The following is a 24521-nucleotide window of genomic DNA, read 5'->3' as shown; positions in this document are numbered from 1 at the left end:
CGGCGCGGGCAGCGGGAGTCGGATGGGGTCGGCCGGCGGCAGCATGCGCCCATCGCACCGGATCCCGAAGACGGGCGCGGCACCCGGAGCGCGGTGCGGGGACGGCGTGCGTCGGAGCGCCCTGGGGAGGGATGGTTGACTGAGGTCGGTGAGCGCCGTCCCCTATCTCGCGGCGTCGACCCCGCTCCGGCTCGCGAGCGCGGGATCCTCCGCGGCCATCCCGGTGCTCGCGCTCCAGGAGGTGCACAGCGTCGCCGTCGGAGGCGGACTGGTGGCCGCGTCCCTCGCCCCCAGCATCCTGGCCGCGCCGATCGCGGGGGCACTGCTCGACCGGAGCCGGCACCCGACCCGCCTCATGGTGCTCTCGGGCGTCGTCACCGCGCTCGCCTTCGCGCTGACCGCTCTGCTCGGCGTCGTGCCGACACCGCTGGTGGCCGTCGGGCTGGTCGTCGCGGGAGCGGTCACCCCGTTCTTCATGGGCGGCATGTCGAGCTTCGTGACGGACGCCGTGCCCGGCTCCCCCGAGCGTGCGTTCGGCGCCGACGCCCTCAGCTACAACATCGGCAGCGTCGCCGGCCCCGCCCTCGTCGCGGCGGTGCTCGTCGTGCCGGATGCGGGCCGCGTCGCGCTCGTCGTCCTCGCCGGCGCGGCGGTGGTCGGCACCGTGGCGTGCGCGCTGCTGCGGCTGCCCGCGCACCCCACGAATCCGGATCGCGCCGGCGTCGTCCGGGAGATCGTGCAGGGCTCCCGGTTCCTGGCGACCCACCGCCCCATCGCCGTCGTGACGGCGTCGGGCGCGCTGAGTCAGGTGGGCCAGGGGGCGCTGCCGATCGCGGCCATCGGCATCGCGCTCGCGGCGACGCACCACGTCGGCGACGCGGCGTGGATCGTCACGGGGTTCGCCGTGGGCGCGCTCGTCGGCTCGCTGGCCGTCACCGCGTGGCCCATCCGCCGCATCCCGGCGCCGGTCGTGATGGGCGCCGCTTTCGCCGCCACCGGGGCGCTCGCGCTCGCCGCGGCCGCCGGGGCCCCCTTCCCGGTGGTCATCGGCCTGGTCGGGCTCTCCGGCGTCGCGACCGGCCCGGGCGTCGCGGCCATGCTGCTGCTGCGCACCCGCAACAGCCCCCGCGCACTGCGCTCCCAGGTCTTCACGGTCGCGGCCGGCCTCCGGGCGACGGGTGCGGCGGTGGGAGCCGGGCTCGCCGGGCTGCTCCCGGCCGGTCACGCGGGGCTGCTGCTGGCGCTCATCGGCGCGTGCTGGATCGTGTCGGCCGGCATCATGGCCGCCTACCCGCGCCGCGCGATCCCCGTCGCGTGACGGGCCGTCCGCTCAGCTGACGACGAAGAACTGCTCACCGACGTCGACCCGGGTCCCGCGCGCGACGAAGTAGCGCTTGCCCGGGTCGCAGCGGCGCGGCTCCTCGTCGGGCTGGCGGACCACGGAGCCGTTCGTCGAGAAGCGGTCGCTCACCCAGAACCGACCCGCCTCCTGGCCGAACTCGAGGTGCGTCTTCGACACCGACTTGCTCGGATCGAAGATCGCGACGAGCTGATCGACGTACTCCCCCGGCTCGGCGACGGGGTTCCTCCCGACCAGGCCGGCCCCGGTCACCGTGACGTTCTCGCCCGTGCTGAACTGCAGCACGAAGCGCTGGCTGGCCTGCGGATCGACCGTGAGCCGGGTGCGTTCGAGATCCTCGATCCCCAGGTCCTCGACCACGGGGCGCTGCATGCCCCAGGCGGGCGGGTCGGGTCGCGGCGTCCGGTCGAGGCTGAGTTCGAGGTCGGGCTCGAGCGCGGGGACGAGGTCGGTCGCGCTGAGGTCGAGAGGGGGCGCCGGGGGTGCGACCGGCTCGGGAGCCGGGGGCGCGCTCGGCGCGGCCTCGGCTGCGGCGGGCTCGGCAACGGCCGCGGCGTCGATCCCCCCGTCGAAGGATTCCGCGTCGACCGGGGCGGGGTCGAACGGCACGGGGTCGAACGGGGTCGGCGGTACCGTTCGGAGCACGAAGCCGCACTCGCCGCAGAAGATCTCGTCGTCCTCGTACGGGGTCCCGCACTGCGGGCAGGTCGGCGTCGGACGCACCGCCCCGACGTGGTCGGCGGGATCGTCGGAGGCCGCGTCGGCCGCGCTGAACGCGACCGGCTCCGGCGCGACGACCGGGGCCGGCGGGGCGGCGATGGTCGGCGGGGGTGCGACGTCCCGACGCGGGCTGCCGACCGGCGGCGGAGCCTCCGTCAGGGCGGCGAAGGGGGGCGCCACCACGGGAGCGATGCCGGGCGCGGCGGCCGGCGGCTCCCCGATGGAGCGCTCGGCGGGTGCCGGTGCCGGCGCCGGCACGGGGTCGGGCCGCACCTCACGGACGGGAGCCGGGAGTCGCACGGGCTCCGGGTCCGGCAGCGACACCGCGCGGCCGCACTCCCCGCAGAAGAGGGCCCCCTCCGGGAGGTCGGCGCCGCAGTACCGGCAGTTCACCGCTCCCCCTCGGGTCCGGCTCCGCGATGACGGAGCAGATGCGGAACATGATAACGAGCGAAGGATCGCAGGGAGACGAGCGCGCGCAGCCGCCGCCGCCGCGTGAGGCCGTCGTCGAGCGACGCGCGCAGCTCGGTCACCGCATCCCAGACGCGGTCGGCCTCCCGCGGGTCCGCCTCCCCCGGGGCGAAGACCGCCCGGTCCGCGACCGCGGCGAGCACGCGCGCGGGCAGCAGCCCGACCGTCCCGGCGACCTCGGTGCGGGTGGCGGACGGCGGCGGGTCGAAGCCGTGGTCGATCGCGGTGTCGGCGAACTCGTCCCAGCCGCCACGGATCCGGTCGAGGGGGGTGGCCGCCCGCCGCCGCCGTCGCCGTCGCCGCGCCTTCGCCGCGATCACCAACAGGAACGGCGCCGCGAGCACGAGGAGTACGAGGAGTGCCCAACCGGCGATGCGCAGCACCTGGAGCAGCACGACGAGCGCCTGGTTCGGCCCGTCGCTGCTGTCCTTGCTGGAGTCGGGCGTCGACTGATCGAGGTTCGGGTCGGCCTTGTCCGGCGGCGGCGGCACGATCGACTCGGGGCGGGCGACCTTGTTCGGGTCCTGCGGCTGCTCCTGCGGGATCGGCCGCACGGGCGGCACCGGGTCGATCGCGACCCAGCCGTACTCGGCGGTGTCGACCTCGATCCACGCCGTGATGTCGGATCCGCTCACCGTGATCGACCCGCCGCCCGTCTGTCGGGGCGCGAAGCCGAACACGACCCGCGCGGGGAAGCCGAGCTGTCGGGCCATGAGCGCGCCGGCCACCGCGTACTGCTCGGCGTCGCCGATCATCTGGGGGGCGGTGAAGAGCTCCGCGATGCGGTCGGCGGCGTGACCGGACCGGCTCGGCGGCTCGTCGCCCCGGATCCCATGGCTGATGTAGCCCTCCTTGCGCATGCCGTCGATGGCGGCGAGGAGCCGGGACCCCGGCGTCGTCTTGCCCTGCACGTACCCGTCCAGGTGGGTCGCGAGGTCCGGCGGGATGATGCCGGCCCGCGGCACCTGCGCGGAACCCGGCGTCGCGGCGGAGAGCTGGCCGGTCGTCGGCTGGTCGGGCAGGACGCCGGTCAGGTCGTAGGCGTCGCCGTCGCGGAGCCGCCGGAGGTCGGCCGCCGTACCGGTGGTCTGGTTGAAGAAGTAGTCGTCGTCGAGCGACCGGGCGTCGGGCCCCTGGAACTCGATCGACGACACGTCGCCGATCGTCGGCACCCAGACGCCCGTATACCCCTGGACGCTGATCCGTGCCGACACCGGACGCCCGCGTTCGCTCGACCGGTCGACGGACTGCGGGATCCGCACGAAGGTGCCCGACGCGGCGTCCACCTCGTCGCTGCCCACCGCGTAGACGATCCCGTCGTAGGTGTCGAGGGTGGCGATCCGGATGCGGGCGTCCTTCGGCAGGCCGACGACCGTGAGCTGGGGCGCGTCGGCCTCCCCGTCGCGCAGGTAGTGCCGGAAGCCGGCGAGCGGACTCGGATACTGGCGCGGGTCGAACGGCTGCTGGAGCGCCGTGCGCAGCACCTGCCGTTCCCCCGTGGGCGGCAGCGCGACCGCGGCCGCCACCGACCCGGCCCCGGCGAGGGCCAGGATCAGCGTCCCGGCGAGCGCGGCGCGCACGACGAAGCCGCGCTCCCCCGCCGTCTCGAGCGGGCGGCCCTCCGCGTCCGGCGCGGCGCTCGCGAGGGCCGCGATCGATTCCCGACGTCGCAGCCGGCGACGCCAGATCAGCCAGGCGAGGAGCACGACGAGGAGCGCGAGCGTGAGCGGTACCGGCCACGGCACCCGCGCGGGGCCGAGGACGATGCCGGCGACGAACAGCAGCACGGGCGGGATCGCTCCGAGCTCGCCCCACCGCGCCCGGAGCGCGACCGTCAGGGAGATGATCGTGGCCGCCAGCACGAGCACGAGGGCGGGGACGAGGAGGGCCTGGTACGCGCCGACCGGCGTCTGGATGGTCAGCAGCTGCTTCCAGCCGAGCGCGAGCGCGGCGATCAGCTGTCGCATCCCCTCGAGGCTCGGCAGCACCCCGGCGACGGCCTCGCCGGGCACGGCGAGCGGCACGCCGCCGAGGAGCAGCGCGGCGAACCCCGCCAGCACGACGGCGTACGACGGCCAGCGGAACCGGGCACCGAGGTGGGCGATGATCGTGCCGAGCACGAGCGCCGCGAGCACGAGGATCACGTAGCGCCCGCTCTGGTACACCGGCCAGAGCGCCGCCGAGGCGAGCGCGATCGCGATCCAGGCGAACGCCGTCGTGGTCACCACGAAGCGCGGCGGCAACCGGCGTCGGGCGGCGCTCACACCACGGCCGCCGTCCGCTGCAGCGCGATCCGGAGGTCGTCGAGGTAGCCGATGGTGAGGACGCTGAGGCCGGCGACCCGGCGGAGGCCCGGCACCGCGTCCGGATCGCACACGATCGCGACGACCCCGACGTCGGTCGGGAAGGCGTTCGACGCCGCCCGCAGCGACTGCGGCGTCGGCGTCGAGCCGCACACCAGGAAGGCCACCGAGACGCCGTCGACCTCCTCGGCGGCCGCGCGGGCGACGTCGCGGATCCCGATGGCGTTCTCGGCCGGGTCGACGAACGCGAGGTCGTCGAGCAGGGGCGCCGGCAGATGAGTGCGGAGCGAGCGGACCGCGAGCGTCTTGCGCTTCGCGTACTCGGGGGTGAGGGCGCTCACGACGACCGAGACCGTGCGGCCGTCGCGGATCGCGCGCACCCCGAGGCTGCCGGCGACGCTCACGGCGAGCTCGAACTCCTCGGGGCTCGCGTAGTCGGCGTTCGCGAGGCTGAGCGCGACGACGAGGTGGCTGCGCCGGGTCTGCTCGAACTGGCGGACCATCCAGGTGCCCGCCTTGGCCGTCGACTTCCAGTGGATGTAGCGCAGCTCGTCGCCGGTCTGGTATTCGCGGAGCGAGTGGAACGAGACGTCGCTCGAGGTGAGGTCGTTGGTGGGGGCGCCCTCGAGGTCGCGGATGAGCCCCGTCGAGGTCGACGGCACCGAGATGACGCGGGGGTGCACGACGAGCTCGACCCGGTCGGTCCACACCAGCTCCCGTCGCACGAGTCCGATCGGGTCGGCGCGGACGGTGCGCACGGGGCCGATCGGCACGAGCCCGCGGCGGAGGGTCGGCACGGCGAACTCGTGCTCGACGGACGCGCCCCCGCGCAGCGCCGGCAGGGCGAGCTCGGCGAGGCCGGCCCCCACGGGGATCTCGACCTTGACCCCGGGGATCCGCCGTCCGGTGGGGTTCGCGAGGATCACGACCCCGGTCGCCCCCTCGCCCACGACGACGCGCTTGTGGAGCAGACCGAGCTCCACGGTGAACGGCGAGCGGCCGATCAGGTACAGCGCCGCCACGACGACGAGCACGACGCCCGCCCAGCCGACCGCGACGAGCTCGAGCCAGCCGAGCCCGTATCCGACGGCGAGCGACACCGGGATGACGCCGAGCATCACCCAGCCGAGCGGCGTCACGACGGCCGCGACGCGCGCGAACCCGGCGGCGACCAGCCGGCCGACGGCCCGTCCGATGCGAGCGGCGGTGACGACGGCATCCGCGAGCACGCCCTCGCGCGTGCCGACCAGGCGTGTGCGGGTGTTGGTCAGCCCGGCCGTTCCCGTACGGGTGAGGGTGTCCGAGCTCGGGCGGGTGGTGCCCTCGCGACCGGAGGCGGGCGAGCTCACACGGCTTGCCGATCGCTCGGCGGTGCGGTCTCGAGCAGCAGCTGCGAGACGATGCTGGACGGGGTGACCCCGTCGAACTCGGCCTCGGGGTCGAGCACGAGCCGGTGAGCCAGCACCGGCTCGGCGAGCGCCTTGACGTCGTCGGGCACCACGTAGTGCCGGCCGCTGGCGGCGGCGAGGGTCTTGGCGGCCCGCAGCAGCGCCAGGGCACCGCGGACGCTGACGCCGAGCCGCACCTCGGTGACCGAGCGGGTCGCCTCGACGAGCCGCGACACGTAGTCGTTGACGCTCGGATCGACGTGCACCGTGCGCGCCTGCTGGGCCATGTCGAGCACCGAGGACGCGGTGATGACCGCGGGGACCTCGGTGTCGTGCGCCTTCGTGCCGGAACCCTCCAGGATGCGGAGGGTCGATGCGTGGTCGGGATACCCGATGGAGGCCTTGAGCAGGAACCGGTCGAGCTGCGCCTCCGGCAGGCGATAGGTGCCCGCCTGCTCGATGGGGTTCTGCGTCGCGATGACGAGGAAGGGCGCGCCGACCGGGTGGGTGATGCCGTCGACCGTGACCCGGCCCTCCTCCATCACCTCGAGGAGCGCGGCCTGCGTCTTCGGGGAGGCGCGGTTGATCTCGTCGGCGAGCAGGATGTTCGCGAACACGGGACCGCGGTGGAAGTCGAACCGCCCGTCGCGCTGGTCGTACACGCTGACGCCCGTGATGTCGCCGGGCAGCAGGTCGGGCGTGAACTGGATGCGGTTGCTCGATCCGGCGACCGACTGCGCGATCGCGCGGGCGAGCGAGGTCTTGCCGGTCCCCGGGAAGTCCTCGAGCAGGAGGTGCCCCTCGCTCAGCAGCGCGACGAAGCCGAGCCGCACGACGAACGTCTTGCCGAGCAGCACCTGCTCCACGTTCGCGACGAGGCGCGCGAAGGTCTCCTGGAAGGCCGAGGCCTGCTCGGGGCTCATGCTCATCGGGAGCGGGTCCTCTCGGTCGGAGTGCGGGGACTCATCCGCCGTACTGGTTCGCGGCGTAGGTGCGGATGTAAGTCTGGCCGTTGTTCGCGGTGATCCGGACCTGCAACGGCGGCGCGGTGAGCGGCGTGTTGCTCTGGCACCTGCCGTTCGCCGACAGGGCGGTCCAGGAGTTGCCGTTGTCGCAGGTGTAGTCGATCGCCGAGTAGGACCCCGTGGGGATGGATCCCCAGGACCAGGACACGCCTCCGAGAGCCGACGTCGTCGCCGTCAGGCTCCCCAGCGGGCTGTTGTCGATCGCCTCCTGCATGGGGAACGTCGCCGACCAGGCGGTACTGCAGAGCTTGCCCTCCGGCCAGCTGTCGCACTGCTTCAGCTGGAACCCGGCGCCGGGAGTGCCGTACGCCGAGGCGTCGGTGAGGAACGCGGACGAGCCGGAGCTGATCTCACCCACGTCGCCGGCCGCACCGCCGATCACGATGCGGTACTGGTACGAGGTGTTGCCGCTCGGCGTCGGCGAGGCGAGCGCGGAGTCCCATCTGCCGACGCCGTTGGCTGCCGGTGCCGCCGCCGTCGCGCTCGTGACGGTGCCGGGGATGGCCCGCGGGGTGACCTGGTTGGAGGCGACGACGGTGCAGCCCTGCCCGTTGAACGCCCAGACGTAGATCGTGTACGTGGTGTTGGGCGTCAGCCCGGTGAAGGCGGCGGTGGATGCGGTCGCCGGATAGAGCTTCGCCCCTGCGGGTTCCGTCGTGATCTGCCCGTTGCCGGTGTCGACCCCGCTCACGACGCAGGAGGGAGCCGGCCCGGTGGTCGCGAGCGAGTAGTAGCGGCTGACGGCGGCGCCGTTGTCCGAGAAGGCGCCGGCCCAGCTCACGTTCGCGGTGGTCCCGTCGTTCGTCGACGCGGACGCGGACGCGGCGCCGACGGCGATGGGCGGCCCCGCCGGGATCCCGGTCCCCTGCGCCTGGTTCCAGGTCGCGAGGCTGTTGGGCGCGCTGTTGCGGGCGCTCACCGAGTAGGACGTGACCGCGCCGTTGGTGATGGAGCCGCCCGAGACGTTGCGGGAGTAGGTGGTGCCGGCCGGGTCGCCCGGGTCGACCGCGAGGGTCGCGATGACGCCGCCGACGTTGATCACGTACTGCGTGATCGGGCTGCCGCCCGAGGTGACCGGCTTGCTCCACGAGACGCGGAGGCCGCCGTCGAGCGGCGCGGACGACAGTCCGGTCGGGGGCGGCGGGATGATGTCCGACCAGATCGTGCCGGGCATGATGGTCGGGCTCGAGGTGCCGATCCCGTTGATCGCGACGACGCTCAGGGTCACGGCGTTGTTCGGCCCGTTGCCGGGCGTGGTGAGCGCGCACCCGACCGTCGCCGTGCACGGCGTCGTCGACACGACGTTGCCGCTCGCGTCGGTCATCGTCACCTGGTATCCCGAGATCGGCGAGTTGTTGAACTGCCCTGGGCTCCAGCCGACCTTGAGGAGCCGGTCGCCGAACTCGGTGACGTGCACGTCGGTGACCGGGTCGGGCACGTCCTGCACCGACACCGTCACGTTGCCCCACACGTAGCGCGCGGGGTCGCCGGTCGCGTCCGCGACCTCGTACTGGAGCGTCGTGTCGGCCGGCTGCGCGCTCTGCGCCACCGACACGGAGAGCCGCGACTTGTCGGCGCTCGGCGTGATCGACAGGCCTGGCGGCAGGGAGGCGCCGTCGAGCCCGCGGATGTCGATGACCCGCAACGGCGTGTTCGGGAACGGATTGTTGGCGGCGTCGTTCGCGAGCACGTCGACGCTCGTCGTGCCGCCGCGCGGGGCGACCGCCCGATCGGGCACCGGTTGCGCGAGCGGTCGGGTCGACGGCACCACCTGGAGCGAGATGAGGCCGGACTGCCCCGTGTTCACCGCATCCCGGACCCCGATGCTGAGCGAGGCCGTGTCGCCCGACTTCGCCGAGTCGGCGGCGGTGATCGTGATGCGCTGACCGGTGAGCTGCACGTCGAAGCCCTGCGGCTTCGGGTCGAGAACCGTGTAGACGAGCTCGGCGACATCCGGGTACGGGTAGTTGGTGAGCTTGACGAGGTCCAGTTCCTTGGACTGCCCGGGCTCGAAGTCGACGACGTTGCCGACGAAGGACGGCGGCTGGTTGTCGCGCGGGTTCACCTTGATCGGCAGGGTCAGGATCGCGGTGCGCCCCTGCCCCTGGTTCGCGGAGCTGCCGTCGGTCACCTCGAAGGTGATCGACGCGGGACCGAAGTACCGGGCCGCCGAGGTGAAGCGGAGCGTGTGGGAGTTCACCACCAGGTCGTCCCCGTTCGCGTGCGTCGCCTTCACGGTGGCGTCATCGGTGATCTTGACGCCCTGCCCGGCGAGGGTCACGACGTAGTCGTCGAGGTCGATGTCGAGCGACTGCTCGCTCTTCACGACGAGCGGGGGCGCCTTCGTGTTGAGCTGCGGCAGCGCGTCGTCGGTGCCGGGCACACGGATGAAGCCGAACGATCGGATGGTCGGATCGTCGGGGTGCGCGACCGCGAACGGGATGACCTGACTCTTCGCGCCGATCTTCACCCGGATCCGGTCGTTCGGCAGCACCAGGGCGCCGCTCGAGTACCCCGGCAGGAGCGAGAGGCCGAGCGAGGTGACCGGCCCGTCGGCGAAGAAGACGTTGTCGAGCACCGGCACATCGACGCTCGTGCGGTCGACGACGTCGCTGACGCTCAGCACCGTGTCCTGCACGACCGGGTAGGCCAACGGCGCGTTCGGATCGACCTCGACCGTCACGAAGTTGGAGCTGGTGCCGCCGTAGCCGTTCTGGATCGTGTAGATCGCCGCGTAGGTGCCGGGCGTCTTCGGCGGGGTGATCTGCACGATCGTGCCGTCGATCACCTTGGCTTTCGTGCCGGGAGTGTTCGGGGTGACGCTGACGACGCTGAGCGGACTGCCGTCCGGGTCCGAGTCGTTCGCGAGCACCTGGATCGAGACGGTCCGCCCTGGGCGCGCCTGCACCCGGTCCGGGTTGGCGACCGGGTTGCGGGCCCCGTCGGGCCGAGGACTGATCCCGACCCGCACCGTGCCGGTCGCGCGCGCTCCGAGGGCGTCCACGACGGTGTACTGGAACGTGTCGGTGCCGGTCGAGTAGTCGCCCGCCTTGTACTCGATGTCGGAGGCACCGACCGAGAGCACCGAGCCCTTCTGCGGATTGCTCGCGATGCCGATGAGCGACACGGAGTCTCCGTCGGGGTCGATGCCGGCGAGCGGGATCGGGATCTTGATCGCATCGCCGCCCGCGAGCGCCCGCGCGGTCACCCGCGCCGGCACCGGCGGGTTGTTCGTCGAGACGTCGATCTCGCGCACCGAGATCGACACGGTGGCCTCCGCGGTCTGCCCGTCGGGTCCTGCGATCGAGTACACGGCCGAGTAGTTGCCGGCCGTCGACGGCGCGAGGTAGCGCAGCACGTCGCCGGAGGCGAAGAGCAGACCGCCGCCCACGGGCAGCCCCTGCGCGAGCTTCGGCACGAGCGTGATGGGCTTGCCGTCCGGCTGGGAGTCGTTGTCGAGCACCGGGATGTCGACGGTGTCGCCGACGCGCACCGTCACCTGGTCGTCGACCGCCACCGGCGGCTGCAGCTGGGCCGGCTCCGGGATCTCGACGACCGATATGGTGCCGAGGGCGTCGGCGAGGCCGTTGCTGATGCGGTAGTTGAACGAGACGATCTGCCCGTCGAGCGGCCGGGTGAGCGTCACGCGCACGTCGTGCTGGTCGAGGACCTCGCCCTCGACGCCGCCGCCGGCCGGGATGTTCTCGAGGTCCGTGACGACGAGCACGCCGCCGGCCGGGTCGATGTCGGTCTGGGTCGGGTCGATGGTCTGGCTCGAGAGCGCCGTCACGAAGATCGTCTTGGGGACGGTGATCGGGCGGCTGCCGGCGTCCGGCGACGCCACGATGATGCGCACGAGTCCGGTCGCGGTGTGGGTGCCGTCGGTCACCGTGAAATCGACGTAGTGCGTGCCGACCTGATCGCTCACGAACGTGAATGTGCCGTCGGCGAAGTTCGGGGTGATCGTCGCACCCGCCTTGGCCGGCACGGCGTTCAGACGGATCGTGCCGCTGCCGCCGCGCACGTGGGTCAGCGGCTTGAGCGTGATCGGCAGCCCCGCGGTGGCGGGCGCCGCCCAGTCCTCGACCGTGATCGGCACCTCGCCCGTGGGCTTCACGGCGACCGAGAGGCTGCCGCTGCCCTCCGCCCGCCCGTCCGACATCGTGAGCGTCACCGTCTTGGCGGATCCGCCCTGCCCGTCGTCGGCGAAGGTGACGACGCCGTCGGGGGTGTGCGTCACGAGGTCGCCGCTCGTGGACGAGGCCGCCGTCAGATAGAAGGGGTCGCCGTCGGGATCGACCCAGTCGCCGATCACCTGGGTCGAGATCCGGCCGCCCTCCTCGACGGTCGTCTTGGTGGTGCGCACCTGGACCGGCGGGGAGTTCTCCTGCGGGGTGCGCACGGTGACGTGCACGGTCGCCGTCGCGGTCCCGCCGCGACCGTCCGAGATCGTGTAGGTGAAGGAGATCGGCGCCGAGGCGGTCGCCGGCAGGGTGATCTGGAGCTGCTGGTTCCGATTGATGAGGTCGACGCGGCCCTGGGCGGGGTCGAGCTGATCGAACGAGTCGATGACGAGCACGTCGCCGTTCGGGTCGTAGTCGTTCAGGAGCACCGGCAGCACGCTGGAGCGCCCGGGCCGCGCGCCGAAGTCGTCGTCCACGGCGACCGGGGGCTTCTGCTCCGGATCGACGTCCGGGGGCACATCCTGGTTGTTCTCCTGCTGCTGCTGCTGGTCGTCCTTCTTGATGAGGGCGTCCCAGTTGTCGATGAGGCGGCCGCCGTGCTGCACGGCCCAGGAGGCGCCGCCGCGCGCATCGTTGAGGACGACCTGCCGGGTGTTGACGAGGAAGGCGAGCGAGGCGTTCCCCGGCATGGAGGGCAGCGTCATCCGGTCGGGCGGCTCGCTGCCGCAGCGCATCCAGGCCTGGCCCGAGCTCCACGCCGCGTAGACGCAGCCGTCGAGCACGAGCGGGGGCGCGGGAGTGCCGGAGCGGTCCGCCAGGATCGCCGCCGGCGCTCCGCCGTCGAGCGGCACCGCGACCAGTCCCCGGGTGCTCGCGACGAGGATGCGGTCGGAGGCGGGACCGGCCTGCTGGAGCACGGGGTCGCTCCCCGCGGGGATGAGCTTCGAGAGGTCGACCGCGCGTCCGTCGAGCTGCAGCCTCCGCGAGCCGGCGTCGAGCACGGCCCACCGCCCGCCGGCGGACGTCGTCTGGTAGGTCGAGCCCGCGCCGAAGGCGGTCTGCCAGCGCGAGGCGACGACGTCGGAGGTCGCCGCGTCGACGCGGTAGACGCGCTGGGTCTCCGGCGAGTAGGCGATCAGGGTGCCGTCGGGGGCCACCGAGATGACGGAGCGCGCCCCGAGGCTGAGCGACGCGGGCGCGGTCGCGTCGAAGCTCGCGAGCTGATCGGCGTCGACGAACCAGAGCCGGCCAGTGCCGCCCTCGTAGATGACGACGCGGCCGCCGGCGATCGCCACCTGGGGCTGCTCGGGCGGGAGGGCGATCGGCTGGCCGGCCACCGACGTCGCGGGATCCACGATCGAGACCGTCGCATCGGCCCGGTCGACGAGCAGCACCGTGTCGCCCGACTGCACCACGCCGAGCTGCGCGCCCTTGCTGCGCACCACGGTGTTGAGCTCGAGCACCGCGGGGTTCGCTCGGCCGATCACCTGATTCTGGCTGTTCGGCACCCAGACCGATCCGTCGCCGAGATCGAGCTTCTGCGCGGTGTACCCGGTCGAGGCGACGGCGAAGGTCGCGACGACGGCGACGATCGCCGCCCCGCTCACGGCGGTGACGACGAGCGACTTGTGCGCCGCGATCCAGCGACCGAGCACTACTTCTCGCCCATGTCCACGCACTTCTGCGCGCTGGGGGCCCCGGTCTTGCCGTCGCGGTAGACCGTCACGGTCACGCACACCGTCTCGCCCGGGTTCCCGTCGACGACGAAGCGGTCGGCCTGCTGGATGCTCGTGGCGCCGTCGCCGGTGAGGATCTGGTAGCGGTCGCCGTTCTGGAGGCCCGGGTCCGGCCAGGTGAACAGCACGGTGCTGCCCTGCTGGCGGCCGGTGATATCGGCGACGGTCGGGATCCCGCCGGCGGCGCCGCTCGCCCGCAGCAGCACCGCGACGGTGATGGCGCCGAGCACGACGACGAGGGCGGCCGCCCCGACCAGCACCCACGTCACGGCCCGCTGCCCGTTCGTCGTCGCGGGCACCGTGGCACGCGAGGGCGAGCTCGCCTCGCGCACCGTCCGGACCGCGGCGGGCGCCTCCGTCGCCTGCTCGGCCACGCGGCGACGGCGGCGCGGCTTCACCGCGGTGGACGCGCCGCCGGCCAGGGGCCGGAGGCGCGTGCGGTCCTCCATGTCGGAGACGGTGCCGAGCGCCCAGTCGTCCATCGCGATCTCGAGCGGGGTCTGCGGGAGGCCGAGCTCTGACTCGATCTGCTGGAACTCGCGCACCAGCTCCAGCACGCTCGCCGGGCGCTGCTCCGGGCGGCGCGACATCGAGCGCCGCAGCAGCTCCTCGAGACTCGCCGGCACATCGGGGCGGTTGATGGGCTGCGGCTTGGCGCGCGCGATCCGCGACATGAGGTCGCTCGACGAGTTCGAGCCGCCGGGCACCTCGAACGGCGAGCGCCCGGCCAGCAGCGAATACATCGTGGCGGCGAGCGCCCACACCTCGCTCGAGACCGAGCCGCCCGTCTCGTCGAGGAGCACCTCGGGGGCCGACCACGGGATCGAGAGGCCGACCGACTCCTCCTCGCGCACCGCGGCGATCGTCGACGCGATGCCGAAGTCGGACAGCACGGGGTGCCCGTACGCCGTGAGCAGGATGTTCGAGGGCTTCAGGTCGCGGTGCAGCACGCCCGCGCGGTGCGCGGTCTCGACCGCGCTGCCGATCCGCACGGCGATGCGCAGCACCTCGGCGACGGGGATGCGCTCGCGCCGGTAGCGCTCGCTGAGCGACGCGGACGCGAGCTCCATCACGAGGTACGGCCGCCCGTCGCCGGAGACCCCGGCCTGGTGCACGGTGAGGATCGACGGATGCCCGCTCAGCTGGGCCATGAGATTGGCCTCCGCCTGGAACATCTGGCGCACCTGGTCGTTGACGACCTCGCTCAGCATCACCTTCACCGCGACCTGGCGCCGCGGCATGTTCTGCTCGTAGAGGAACACATCGGCGAACCCGCCGGATCCCAGCACGTGGACGAAGGAGAAGCCGGGCAGGACGGGCGGTTGCGAAGGCAGTCGCCGGGCCACACGTCCCCCCTCTCAGCCGCGCGGACGGCTCATTGTAGGCAGAGGGGTACAGTCCGGCCCCGCGGCCACCCCCTAACGGGGGCCGCGCGTGTCGGAGGTGTCGCGGAGGTCGAGGACGTCGACGACGACGACCGTCACGTTGTCCCGCCCACCGGCGGCGAGCGCCGCGTCGACGAGGGCGGCTGCGGTCTCGCCCGGCGGCATCCCGGCCGCCAGGTGCAGCCGGATCCGGTCGTCGCCCACCTCCTTGGTGAGGCCGTCGGAGCACATCAGGAGGCGGAGGCCCGGTCGGGCGGGCACGGCCCAGACGTCGGGGTCGGGATCGTCGTGGAAGCCGATCGCCCGGGTGATCACGTTGGCCTCGGGATGCCGCTCGGCCTCGGCGCGCGAGATCGAGCCGGCGTCGACCAGCTCCTGCACGACGGAGTGGTCGACGGTGAGCTGCACCAGCTCGTTGCCCTCGAAGCGGTAGACGCGGCTGTCGCCGATGTTGAACACGGCGAAGACCGGCTCCCCGTCGTCGACCACGAGCGCCGCCCCCGTGAGCGTCGTGCCCATCCCGGACGGGGTGGCGTCGCCGAGCTCGTCGATCTCGTGCGCCGCCTCGACGATCGCGCGCTCGAGCCGACGCAGGTCGAGGAAGGCGGCGCCGCGCTCGCGCCCGAGGCGCTCGACGACGATCGCGCTCGCCCGGTCGCCCGCGGCGTGGCCGCCCATGCCGTCGGCGACGGCGAAGACCGGGAACCCGACGACCGCGCTGTCCTCGTTGGCGGTGCGCTTGCGGCCGGTGTCGGTGCGGACCGCCCAGGCGAGCACCAGCTCCCCGCGCCCCGGGATCTCGATGTGCCGCTCGCGCCGATCGCGGCCGACCACCGTCACGGCAGCACCTCGATGACGTTGCCGTCGCCGAGGTCGAGCGTCGTCCCGGGGGTGAGGACGGCCGACTCGCCGCGGAGCAGGGTGCGCGCGGGCGCGCCGGGCGCCTTCACCACCGTGCCGTTGGTGGAGAGCATGTCGCGGACGACCACGGCGCCGCGCATCGCGCTGAGCGCCAGGTGCGTCGAGGACACCTCGCGCCCCGGCGACGGGACGGTGACGAGCCGCGGCACGCCGGACGCGGGCACGCGCGGCAGAGCGGGGCGGCGACCGACGTAGACGGTGCCGAGGTCGATCTCCAGAGACGAGCCGTCGGGCATCCGGACCCGCGGCGCGAGCGGCGGCGGCGGCTCGGTCGGCGGCGCGGACGCGGGGACGACGGCGGCGGCCGGCCGCGGAGCAGTCGCGTCGTCCGGGCTCCGCGGCGGCGGCGACCACGCCGGGAGCGCGGACGTCGCGATCGTGTCGTCCAGGTCGGGCGCGACCGGTCGCACGGGCACGACGGACTGTCGGACGACGGTGTCGTCGTCCGGATACGCCGCATCCTCGGCGTGGTCGGGAGCCACGCGCCGAGGGTACCGCGTCGCCCTAGTCGCCGATGTACGACATCACGTGCTTGATGCGCGTGTAGTCCTCGAACCCGTACATCGAGAGGTCCTTACCGTAGCCGGAGTGCTTGAATCCGCCGTGCGGCATCTCGGCGACGAGGGGGATGTGGGTGTTGATCCACACGCAGCCGAAGTCGAGGTGCTTGGCGAAGCGCATCGCGCGGCCGTGGTCCTTCGTCCAGACGCTCGACGCCAGCCCGTACTGGACGCCGTTCGCGTAGGCGAGCGCCTGCGCCTCGTCGGTGAACGTCTGCACGGTGATGACCGGGCCGAAGATCTCGTTCTGGATCGCGTCGTCGTCCTGGCGGAGTCCCGAGACGACGGTCGGCTCGATGTAGTAGCCCGTCGTTCCCCGCCGCACTCCGCCGGTCTCGACCGTCGCGTTGCCGGGCAGCGCGCCGATCACGCCCATGACGCGCTCGAACTGGGTCGCGTTGTTGACCGGTCCGTAGAAGGTGCTCTCGTCGCGCGGGTCGCCGGTCGCGACGTTCTCCTTCACATAGGCGACCATCGCCGCGAGGAAGGCGTCGTGGACGCTCTGGTGCACGAGCACGCGGGTCGCCGCGGTGCAGTCCTGGCCGGCGTTGAAGTAGCCGGCCGTCGCGATCCCCTGGACCGCCTTGTCGATGTCGGCGTCGCCGAACACGATCACCGGGGCCTTGCCGCCGAGCTCGAGGTGCACGCGCTTGAGGTCGAGCGCCGCCGTGCCCGCGACCTCCATCCCCGCCCGGACGGAGCCGGTGATCGACACCATCTGCGGGATCCGGTGCTGGACCATCGCCTGCCCGGTCGTCCGGTCGCCGGTCACGACGTTGAGCACGCCCCTCGGCAGGAACTCGGCGGCGATCTCGGCGAGGAGGAGCGTCGACTGCGGGGTCGTGTCGGAGGGCTTCAGCACGGTCGTGTTGCCGGCCGCGATCGCCGGGGCGACCTTCCACACCGCCATGTTGAGCGGGTAGTTCCACGGTGTGACCTGCCCGATCACGCCGACCGGTTCGCGGCGCACGAAGCTCGTGTGATCGGCCATGTACTCACCGGCGCTGCGCCCCTCGAGCACGCGCGCCGCGCCCGCGAAGAAGCGGATCTGATCGACCGAGAGCAGGATCTCGTCCTGCACGAGGCTCGCGCGCGGCTTCCCGGTGTCCTGCGATTCGAGGTCGGCGAATTCGTCGGCCCGGCGCTCCATCTCGTCGGCGATCCGGAACAGCGCGAGCTGGCGTTCGGCGGGGGTGGTCTCGCCCCAGGTCTCGAAGGCGGCCTCCGCGGCACGGAAGGCGCGATCGACATCGGCGGCACCGGAGACCGGCGAGACGGCGTACGGCTTCTCGGTGGCGGGATCGATGACGTCGAAGCCGGCGTCGTCGCCGGAGGCGCTCACGTACTCGCCGTCGATGAAGTTCTTCAGGATGGGCTCGGCCATGTGCCGAGCGTAACGAGCGCATCCGCAGAGGTGAAGGGGCCGGAGCTGCGGATCCGCTTGTCGCACCCTGCGCCCGCTGCCAGAATCGGGGGATGTCACCGACCCGAAAGCCCACCGCGCTCGACGAGGTCTCGAAGGGCATCATCGAGCAGCTCCAGCAGGACGGCCGGCGCTCCTACGCCGAGATCGGCAAGCAGGTGGGCCTCAGCGAGGCCGCCGTGCGCCAACGCGTGCAGAAGCTGCAGGAGTCCGGCGTCATGCAGATCGTCGCGGTCACCGATCCGATGCAGCTGGGCTTCTCGCGCCAGGCGATGATTGGCATCCGGGTCGACGGCGACGCCACCGCGGTCGCGGAGGAGCTCGGCCGGCTCGCCGCGGTCGAGTACGTGGTGCTCACCGCCGGGAGCTACGACCTCCTCGTCGAGGTCGTGTGCGAGGACGACGACGACCTGCTCGAGCTCACCGGCCGACGCATCCGCGGGATCGCCGGGGTCCGCTCGACCGAGACCTTCGTCTACCTCCGACTGCACAAGCAGTACTACAACTGGGGCACGCGCTAGGAGTTCGCCGGCCGGTCGGGAATAGTTCAGCGATCCATGTGATTGCATAGGGCTATGAGTGACACGTCAACCACTACCTCCTCGGTCCACCCCGACTTCATCTCCGGCACCTGGAAGCTGGACCCGACCCACTCGGAGCTCTCGTTCTGGGTCCGCCACCTCAAGGTGACCAAGGTGCGCGGCACCTTCGACTCCTTCGACGTGACCATCGTCACAGGCGACTCGCTCGCCGACAGCACGATCGAGGCCACCGTCGACGTCGCCTCCGTCAACACCAAGCAGGAGCAGCGCGACGCCCACCTGCGCACGAGCGACTTCTTCCTCGCCGACGAGCACCCGCAGATGACCTTCCGCTCGACCGGCATCTCGGTGGACGGCGACGACTTCGTCGTCGAGGGCGACCTCACTCTCCGCGGCGTCACTCAGCCGGTCACGCTGACCGGCGAGCTCGGCGGCGTCGTGGTCGACGGCTACGGCAACACCAAGGCCGGTGCGAGCGCGACCACCAAGATCAACCGTCACGACTTCGGCGTGAGCTGGAACGCGGCGCTCGAGGCCGGCGGCATGACGCTCGGCGACGACGTGACCATCACCATCGAGCTGCAGGTGGTCCTGCAGAAGTAACGCGGACCGATCCGTTCCTGACAGTCCGCTGGCGGCACACCGGGAGCGATCATCAGCCGGCTTAGGGTCGGGGCATGACGAGCGACGTCGCGCCCCGACCCTCTTCTGCATCCGCGCCCTCCGGGGCGCGATCGGCCCTCGCGCTGATCGCGTTCCTCGTGATCGCCTACGCCGTCGCCGCACTGGGCGGCTTCTCGACCATCAGCCAGGTCGACGGCTGGTACGCCGGCGCCCAGAAGGCGTTCTGGACACCGCCGAACCTCGTGTTCGGGCCGGTGTGGACCGTGCTCTACGGGCTCATGTCGGTTGCCGCGTGGCTCGTCTGGCGCACTCCCGCGTCGCCGGCCCGGACCCGCGCCCTCGTCGTCTACGTCGTGCAGCTCGCGCTCAACGCGCTCTGGACGCCGGTCTTCTTCGGCCTCTACCCGTTCGCCGGACCGATCTCGTGGTGGATCGCACTCGCCATCATCGTCGCGCTCGACGCGCTCGTGCTCGTCACGATGCTGCGCTTCTGGCCGGTGCGCCGGGCGGCGGCCGTGCTCCTCATCCCGTACTGGGCGTGGGTGCTCTACGCGACCACCCTCAACGCGGCCCTGCCGATCCTGAACCGCTAAGCGACGACCGGGAACAGGTCGGAGATCGCCCGGACGTCGTCCGGCGCCGGGCTCCACGCCGACGCCGCCTCGGCGTTCGCACGGATCTGCTCGGGCTTGGTCGCGCCCGCGATGACGCTCGCGAGGCCCGGCTGCGCGAGCAGCCAGCCGATCGTCGCCTGCAGCATCGTCACCCCGCGCTCGGCGCAGAACGCGGCGTAGGCGTCCATGGCGTCCCACGGCGCCTCGTCGGCCACCTGCGGGCGGATCATCGCGATCCGCGAGTCGGCCGGGCGCTCCGTGCGCGAGAACTTGCCGGTGAACAGGCCGTTGGCGAGCGGGAAGTAGGGCAGGAATCCGAGCCCGGCGGCGTTCGCCGCGGGCAGGACCTCCGCCGCGACGCCGCGGCTCAGCAGGTTGTACTCGTTCTGGGCGCTCACGAAATGGACGGTTCCGAGGAGGGACGCGGCCTGCTCCGCGGCGGCGATCTGCGCGGCGTCGAAGTTGGAGTGGCCGATCGCCACCACCTTGCCCTCCTGCACGAGCTCGTCGAGCGCGCCGAGCGTCTCCTCGATCGGCGTCGACGGGTCGGGCGTGTGCTGCTGGTAGAGGTCGATGCGGTCGGTGCCCAGCCGCTCCAGCGATCCCTCGACCGCCGCGCGGATGTAGGCGCGGGAGCCGCGCGCACCGGGCAGCGGGCTCGGCGCCTGCGCGTGGCCGAATTTGGTCGCGACGATGACCCGGTCGCGACGGCCGCGGATCGCCTCCCCGAGCCGGGTCTCGCTGAGGCCGTACTCGGCGCCGTAGATGTCCGCCGTGTCGAAGAAGGTGACCCCGGCATCGAGGGCGGCGTCGACCACGGCGGTCGTGCCCCCCTGGTCGAAGGAGGTCGTGCCGCGCCGGCCGAAGTTGTTGCAGCCGAGTCCCACGGCCGAGACGGGGAAGGGGGCCGAGCCGAGCGCGCGCATCTGCATCCGATCAGCCTAGGACGCGGCGTCTCCTCCCCCGACGCCGGCTCCCGACCCCTCTCCACGTGATGTCCGATTCCCGCCAGGCCGTGTCGGCGCCGCGGGTTACTGTCGGCTCATGACCGACGAGACCCTGCACCTGCGCCGCCTGCGCTCCCCCATCGGCCGCATCGAGGTGGTGGGCGACGGGCGCGCCGTGACGTCGCTCGCGATCGAGCGCGACGGGATGCTGCCGCATGACGGCGAGGACGAGTCGGGCGATCCGGTGCTCGACCGCGCGGTCGCCCAGCTCGAGGAGTACTTCGCGGGCACCCGCCACGACTTCGACGTGCCGGTCGACCTCCACGGCACCGCCTTCCAGCGCGCGGTGTGGGAGCAGATCGTGCAGCTGCAGTGGGGCGAGGTCGTCTCCTACGGCGACCTGGGCCAGGCCACCGGGCGCGCCACGGCCGGGCGGGCCGTGGGCGGCGCCGTCGGGGCGAACCCCGTGCCGATCATCGTGCCGTGCCACCGCGTGCTCGGCGCCGACGGCCGCATCACGGGCTACAGCGGCGGGGAGGGCATCCCGACCAAGTCCTGGCTGCTCGAGCACGAGGGCGTGCCGCACACCGTGCCCGCCTCGGCGCGGCCGCGTGCCACGGACGTGACGGCGGCGGAGCTCGACCTTCCCGCCGACGCGCCGGCCGCGTGAGCGTCGTCGTCGGCGCCGACGGGCGCGCGCGCTGCGGGTGGGCCGGGTCGGCGCCCGAGTACCTCGCCTACCACGACGAGGAGTGGGGCACCGAGCTGCATGGGGATCGCGAGTTCTTCGAGCGCATGAGCCTGGAGGGGTTCCAGGCGGGGCTCTCGTGGATCACGATCCTGCGCCGTCGGGACACCTTCCGCGCCGCGTTCGCGGGCTTCGACATCGAGGCGGTTGCCGCGTTCGACGACGGCGACGTCGCCCGGCTGATGGCCGACCCGGGCATCATCCGCAATGCGGCGAAGGTCGACGCGACGATCTCCAACGCGCGCGTCGCTCGGGAGCTCGTCCGGGAGCGCCCGGGCGCGCTCGACGAGCTGCTCTGGAGCTTCGCGCCGCCACGTCGAGCGGCCGCCCCACGTGCCGGTGACGTCCCCGCCACGACACCGGAGTCGGTCGCCGCCAGCCGGGAGCTGAAGCGCCGGGGATTCCGCTTCGTCGGCCCGACGACGGTCTACGCGCTCATGCAGGCGACCGGCATGGTCGACGACCACGAGGCGGGATGCTGGCGCTCGGTGGAGCCGACGGCTCCCATTCCGACGGCGGGCTAGAAGACGCCGCCCGGCCGCGGCACGGAGCCGATGCCGGCGTTCGGCGGCGGATACCCCGCGGCCTGCAGTCGGCGGGGATCATAGACCTCGTGCTGCCGGCCGAGCAGCATCGCCCACAGCCAGCCGAAGATGACGGCGAGCACCGTCCACGACGCGTCCTTGCCGAACGAGATGCCGATCCGGTACGCGGCGAGCCCGAAGAACACGAGCAGCACGACGCTGCCCCCGGGGATGAGCGCGATCAGGACGATCCAGGGCGGCTGGCTGCCGAGCTCCAAGAGCTTCCACGTGTTGTAGTACGGCACCCATGCGATCCAGGGCTCGATGCCGACCTTCTTGAACAGCATCATGAAGCCGACGGCCTGGAGCACGTAGACCCCGGCGACGACCAGCAGGACGAACGCGACGTACGCGATGGCGATCGCGATGACGGCGCCGGCGCCGACGCCGTAGCCCGGGTCGTAGTCCACGCCCCCACCCTAGGGCGCTCGCCGCTCGACCACGAGGTCGAGTTCTCCGGGGGCGCCGGGCTCGAGGCGCACGCCCGCGCCGCGCGCCCAGCCGAGCAGCGAATCCATGTCGGGGTGGTCGACGCCCGCGTCGAGCATCCGGCGCACGAGCTCGCCCTTGCCGTGCTTGTTGAAGTGGTTGAGCGCGCGGCGACGGCCGGAGCCGTCCTCCGCCACGACGCGCACGAACCACGACCCGGCCGGTGCCGGCCCGAGCTCCGCGTACGCCTCCGACCGCAGGTCGACCACCAGATCCTCCCCCGCGCGCTCGGCGAGCGCCGCCGCGGCCGGCCCCGCCCAGTGCCGGACGAGCGGCAGGCCGGGCAGGCGGGAGTCGGGCGAGAGCCGATACGCGGGCACGGGATCGAGCGCCCCCAGCAGGCCGAACAGCGCGGAGGCGATGACGACGTGCTCCCCGGCGAAGGCGCGGGCGGCGCGATCGAGACCGGGGGCGTCGAGCGCGTCGTAGAGGACGCCGTCGAAGCGGTCGAGCGCAGGCATGACGGGGGCGCGGAGCAGCTCACGGTTGCGCTCGACCTCGTGGCCAAGCGTCGGGCCGAGCCTCAGGGCCGCCATGGCGGCACCCTGGGTGCGCGACAGGCGGCGGAGCGCCGCGATCGCGGCCTTCCGCTGCGGGGTCAGCGCGGGGAACGCCAGGGCCCCGAGATCGAGCGCGCGATCCGGATCACCGCCGTCGCGCTTGGTCTCGGAGGGCGGGAGGAGCAGGAGCACGCGTCGAGTTCGGCGGGGTCGGATGCCGGCGGGGTCAGGCGCCGGCGACGTCCGGACGCGGGGCCGCCGAGTTGCCGCCGAGCACGAACGCGATGGCCTGGTCGACGTTCACGCCGAGCGGCTGCACGGAGTCGAGCGTGATGCGCGGGACGGCAGCGCTGGAGCCCGTCCAGCTCTCCCACTCGTCCATGCTCTGCTCGACGGCGTGCCAGTCGGGCTCGTCGAGGTGCTCGAGCCCGCGCTGACGGCCCGCGAGCCGCGAGCGGTGCAGCTCGGCGTCGGAGCAGACGACCTCGAGGAACTTCACCGGCACGCCCTGGCGTGCGGCGAGACGGACCCACTGCTCGCGCGCCGGCTCGACCGCGTTCACCGCGTCCACGATGACGCCCGCGCCGCCGGTCAGCACCGCCTCCGCGATGGTCTCGGCCACGAGGTACGCGGCGAGACCGGTCGGCTGATCGCGATCGATCCCGGCACCGAGGATGGCCGCCTCGATCGGGTCGACCGACACGACCGGGAGACCGAGGCGGTTGCCGATCACCTCGGCGATCGTGCTCTTGCCGGCGCCGGGCAGGCCGGCCGTCGCGATGAGCTGCGGCGTGCGCGACTGCACACCGGGCTCGGTGATCGCCCCCAGTTCGGCCACGGGCTCAGACGAGCTCGGCGGTGCCGGCCACGATCGTCACGACGTCGTTCTGCATCGACAGGAAGCCGTCCTCCGCCTTCGCGGTGATGACGGAGCCGTCGGTGGTCGTGATCCGCACCTCGCCCTCGGCGAGGATGCCGAGGACGGGCTGGTGGCCGGCCAGCAGGCCGATCTGCCCCACCTGCGTCCGCGCGACCACCTGACGGGCCGCGCCGGACCAGACCTCGGCGTCCGCCGAGACCACGCTCACGGTGAGATCGGCCATGTCAGCCGTTCTCCTTCTGGATCTGCGCCCACTTCTCCTCGACGTCGGAGATGCCGCCGACGTTGAAGAACGCCTGCTCGGCCACGTGGTCGAACTCACCCTTGGCGATCGCGTCGAAGGACTCGACGGTCTCCTTGAGCGGCACGGTCGACCCGTCCACGCCGGTGAACTTGGTCGCCATGTAGGTGTTCTGCGAGAGGAACTGCTGGATGCGGCGCGCCCGCGACACCGTGATCTTGTCCTCCTCGGAGAGCTCGTCGACACCGAGGATCGCGATGATCTCCTGGAGCTCCTTGTTCTTCTGGAGGATCTGCTTCACCGTCGTGGCCACGCGGTAGTGGTCCTCGCCCAGGTAGCGGGGGTCGAGGATGCGCGAGGTCGAGGTCAGCGGGTCGACCGCCGGGTAGAGGCCGCGCGACGCGATCTCACGCGAGAGCTCGGTCGTCGCGTCGAGGTGCGCGAAGGTCGTGGCCGGCGCCGGGTCGGTGTAGTCGTCGGCCGGCACGTAGATCGCCTGCAGCGAGGTGATCGAGTGACCGCGCGTCGAGGTGATGCGCTCCTGGAGGACGCCCATCTCGTCGGCGAGGTTCGGCTGGTAGCCCACCGCGGAGGGCATGCGGCCGAGCAGCGTCGACACCTCGGAGCCCGCCTGCGTGAACCGGAAGATGTTGTCGATGAAGAGCAGCACGTCCTGGTTCTGCACGTCGCGGAAGTACTCCGCCATCGTGAGCGCGGAGAGCGCGACGCGGAGACGCGTTCCCGGCGGCTCGTCCATCTGGCCGAAGACGAGGGCCGTCTTGTCGAAGACGCCCGCCTCCTCCATCTCGCCGATGAGGTCATTGCCCTCACGGGTGCGCTCGCCGACGCCGGCGAACACCGACACACCACCGTGGT

The 24521-nt window shown here is 72.5% G+C and carries 21 protein-coding genes; 6 read left to right on the top strand and 15 right to left on the bottom strand.

Going from position 1 to position 24521, the window contains the following annotated elements; genetic code table 11:
• Positions 1-148 precede the first annotated feature (148 nt).
• Complete coding sequence (locus ACTHM3_RS02475; RefSeq protein WP_440404506.1) at positions 149-1318, top strand: MFS transporter; 1170 nt, start codon at positions 149-151, stop codon at positions 1316-1318.
• Between the two features lie 12 nt (positions 1319-1330).
• On the opposite strand, the gene ACTHM3_RS02470 is transcribed toward ACTHM3_RS02475, so the two are convergent.
• The 9 genes from ACTHM3_RS02470 to ACTHM3_RS02430 all read right to left on the bottom strand — a co-directional run bounded on the left by ACTHM3_RS02470 (position 1331) and on the right by ACTHM3_RS02430 (position 17437).
• On the bottom strand, positions 1331-2473 hold the full coding sequence (locus ACTHM3_RS02470; protein ID WP_440404505.1) for a zinc-ribbon domain-containing protein: 1143 nt from the start codon (positions 2471-2473) through the stop codon (positions 1331-1333).
• On the bottom strand, positions 2470-4815 hold the full coding sequence (locus ACTHM3_RS02465; protein WP_440404504.1) for a transglutaminaseTgpA domain-containing protein: 2346 nt from the start codon (positions 4813-4815) through the stop codon (positions 2470-2472). The genes ACTHM3_RS02470 and ACTHM3_RS02465 overlap by 4 nt, the downstream gene beginning before the upstream one ends.
• A complete protein-coding gene (locus ACTHM3_RS02460) occupies positions 4812-6203 on the bottom strand; it encodes a DUF58 domain-containing protein (RefSeq protein ID WP_440404503.1) in 1392 nt (463 codons plus the stop codon). The genes ACTHM3_RS02465 and ACTHM3_RS02460 overlap by 4 nt, the downstream gene beginning before the upstream one ends.
• Positions 6200-7171 (bottom strand): AAA family ATPase, encoded by a 972-nt coding sequence (locus tag ACTHM3_RS02455; protein ID WP_440404502.1) that lies wholly within the window; start codon positions 7169-7171, stop codon positions 6200-6202. The genes ACTHM3_RS02460 and ACTHM3_RS02455 overlap by 4 nt, the downstream gene beginning before the upstream one ends.
• A 34-nt stretch (positions 7172-7205) precedes the next feature.
• Entirely contained in the window at positions 7206-13106 is a 5901-nt protein-coding gene (locus ACTHM3_RS02450; protein WP_440404501.1) for an Ig-like domain-containing protein, read from the bottom strand.
• Positions 13106-14533, bottom strand: coding sequence for a serine/threonine-protein kinase (locus ACTHM3_RS02445; RefSeq protein ID WP_440404500.1), 1428 nt, complete (start codon positions 14531-14533; stop codon positions 13106-13108). The genes ACTHM3_RS02450 and ACTHM3_RS02445 overlap by 1 nt, the downstream gene beginning before the upstream one ends.
• A 72-nt stretch (positions 14534-14605) precedes the next feature.
• Positions 14606-15412, bottom strand: a complete 807-nt coding sequence (locus tag ACTHM3_RS02440; RefSeq protein ID WP_440404499.1) for a PP2C family protein-serine/threonine phosphatase — start codon at positions 15410-15412, stop codon at positions 14606-14608.
• The gene (locus tag ACTHM3_RS02435; RefSeq protein WP_440404498.1) at positions 15409-15975 is read right to left on the bottom strand and encodes an FHA domain-containing protein; all 567 of its coding nucleotides are present in this window, start codon (positions 15973-15975) and stop codon (positions 15409-15411) included. Before ACTHM3_RS02435 ends, ACTHM3_RS02440 begins: the two co-directional genes overlap by 4 nt.
• Before the next feature lie 22 nt (positions 15976-15997).
• Positions 15998-17437: a gamma-aminobutyraldehyde dehydrogenase gene (locus ACTHM3_RS02430; RefSeq protein ID WP_440404497.1), complete on the bottom strand. Its 1440-nt coding sequence runs from the start codon at positions 17435-17437 to the stop codon at positions 15998-16000.
• Positions 17438-17529: 92 nt separating this feature from the next.
• On the opposite strand from ACTHM3_RS02430, the gene ACTHM3_RS02425 reads away from it, so the two are divergent.
• From ACTHM3_RS02425 to ACTHM3_RS02415, 3 genes are all read left to right on the top strand, one after another.
• Positions 17530-17997, top strand: coding sequence for an Lrp/AsnC family transcriptional regulator (locus ACTHM3_RS02425; protein WP_440404496.1), 468 nt, complete (start codon positions 17530-17532; stop codon positions 17995-17997).
• A 54-nt stretch (positions 17998-18051) separates the two neighbouring features.
• Positions 18052-18621 carry a YceI family protein gene (locus ACTHM3_RS02420; RefSeq protein ID WP_440404495.1) on the top strand — a complete coding sequence of 190 codons (570 nt, stop codon included), beginning with the start codon at positions 18052-18054 and terminating at the stop codon, positions 18619-18621.
• Between the two features lie 74 nt (positions 18622-18695).
• The gene (locus tag ACTHM3_RS02415; protein WP_440404494.1) at positions 18696-19235 is read left to right on the top strand and encodes a TspO/MBR family protein; all 540 of its coding nucleotides are present in this window, start codon (positions 18696-18698) and stop codon (positions 19233-19235) included.
• Here ACTHM3_RS02415 and ACTHM3_RS02410 read toward each other — a convergent pair.
• Entirely contained in the window at positions 19232-20188 is a 957-nt protein-coding gene (locus ACTHM3_RS02410) for an aldo/keto reductase (protein ID WP_440404493.1), read from the bottom strand. The genes ACTHM3_RS02415 and ACTHM3_RS02410 overlap by 4 nt on opposite strands.
• Positions 20189-20300: 112 nt before the next feature.
• Between ACTHM3_RS02410 and ACTHM3_RS02405 the strand changes: the two genes are divergently transcribed.
• A complete protein-coding gene (locus tag ACTHM3_RS02405; protein WP_440404492.1) occupies positions 20301-20873 on the top strand; it encodes a methylated-DNA--[protein]-cysteine S-methyltransferase in 573 nt (190 codons plus the stop codon).
• Positions 20870-21475 (top strand): DNA-3-methyladenine glycosylase I, encoded by a 606-nt coding sequence (locus tag ACTHM3_RS02400; protein ID WP_440404491.1) that lies wholly within the window; start codon positions 20870-20872, stop codon positions 21473-21475. The genes ACTHM3_RS02405 and ACTHM3_RS02400 overlap by 4 nt, the downstream gene beginning before the upstream one ends.
• Here ACTHM3_RS02400 and ACTHM3_RS02395 read toward each other — a convergent pair.
• From ACTHM3_RS02395 to atpD, 5 genes are all read right to left on the bottom strand, one after another.
• Positions 21472-21945 (bottom strand): DUF5684 domain-containing protein, encoded by a 474-nt coding sequence (locus ACTHM3_RS02395; protein ID WP_440404490.1) that lies wholly within the window; start codon positions 21943-21945, stop codon positions 21472-21474. The genes ACTHM3_RS02400 and ACTHM3_RS02395 overlap by 4 nt on opposite strands.
• A gap of 9 nt (positions 21946-21954) precedes the next feature.
• Positions 21955-22716 carry a YaaA family protein gene (locus ACTHM3_RS02390; protein WP_440404489.1) on the bottom strand — a complete coding sequence of 254 codons (762 nt, stop codon included), beginning with the start codon at positions 22714-22716 and terminating at the stop codon, positions 21955-21957.
• A 34-nt stretch (positions 22717-22750) separates the two neighbouring features.
• Positions 22751-23362 carry an AAA family ATPase gene (locus ACTHM3_RS02385; protein WP_440404488.1) on the bottom strand — a complete coding sequence of 204 codons (612 nt, stop codon included), beginning with the start codon at positions 23360-23362 and terminating at the stop codon, positions 22751-22753.
• A 4-nt stretch (positions 23363-23366) separates the two neighbouring features.
• Positions 23367-23627, bottom strand: coding sequence for a F0F1 ATP synthase subunit epsilon (locus ACTHM3_RS02380; protein WP_440404487.1), 261 nt, complete (start codon positions 23625-23627; stop codon positions 23367-23369).
• A gap of 1 nt (position 23628) precedes the next feature.
• Positions 23629-24521: F0F1 ATP synthase subunit beta (gene atpD, locus ACTHM3_RS02375; protein WP_440404486.1), on the bottom strand; the 893-nt coding region annotated here is incomplete at its 5' end.

This window comes from Pseudolysinimonas sp., from assembly GCF_051954455.1.
GTDB lineage: Bacteria > Actinomycetota > Actinomycetes > Actinomycetales > Microbacteriaceae > Pseudolysinimonas.
Note: the sequence above shows the minus strand (reverse complement) of the source record. Positions and strands in the feature narration are given on the sequence as shown.

Excerpts from the sequence above, each read along its gene's own strand:
- ACTHM3_RS02455 (WP_440404502.1), bottom strand. The coding sequence starts at position 7,171 with ATGAGCATGAGCCCCGAGCAGGCCTCGGCCTTCCAGGAGACCTTCGCG.
- ACTHM3_RS02430 (WP_440404497.1), bottom strand. The coding sequence starts at position 17,437 with ATGGCCGAGCCCATCCTGAAGAACTTCATCGACGGCGAGTACGTGAGC.
- ACTHM3_RS02425 (WP_440404496.1), top strand. The coding sequence starts at position 17,530 with ATGTCACCGACCCGAAAGCCCACCGCGCTCGACGAGGTCTCGAAGGGC.
- ACTHM3_RS02420 (WP_440404495.1), top strand. The coding sequence starts at position 18,052 with ATGAGTGACACGTCAACCACTACCTCCTCGGTCCACCCCGACTTCATC.
- ACTHM3_RS02415 (WP_440404494.1), top strand. The coding sequence starts at position 18,696 with ATGACGAGCGACGTCGCGCCCCGACCCTCTTCTGCATCCGCGCCCTCC.
- ACTHM3_RS02410 (WP_440404493.1), bottom strand. The coding sequence starts at position 20,188 with ATGCAGATGCGCGCGCTCGGCTCGGCCCCCTTCCCCGTCTCGGCCGTG.
- ACTHM3_RS02405 (WP_440404492.1), top strand. The coding sequence starts at position 20,301 with ATGACCGACGAGACCCTGCACCTGCGCCGCCTGCGCTCCCCCATCGGC.
- ACTHM3_RS02380 (WP_440404487.1), bottom strand. The coding sequence starts at position 23,627 with ATGGCCGATCTCACCGTGAGCGTGGTCTCGGCGGACGCCGAGGTCTGG.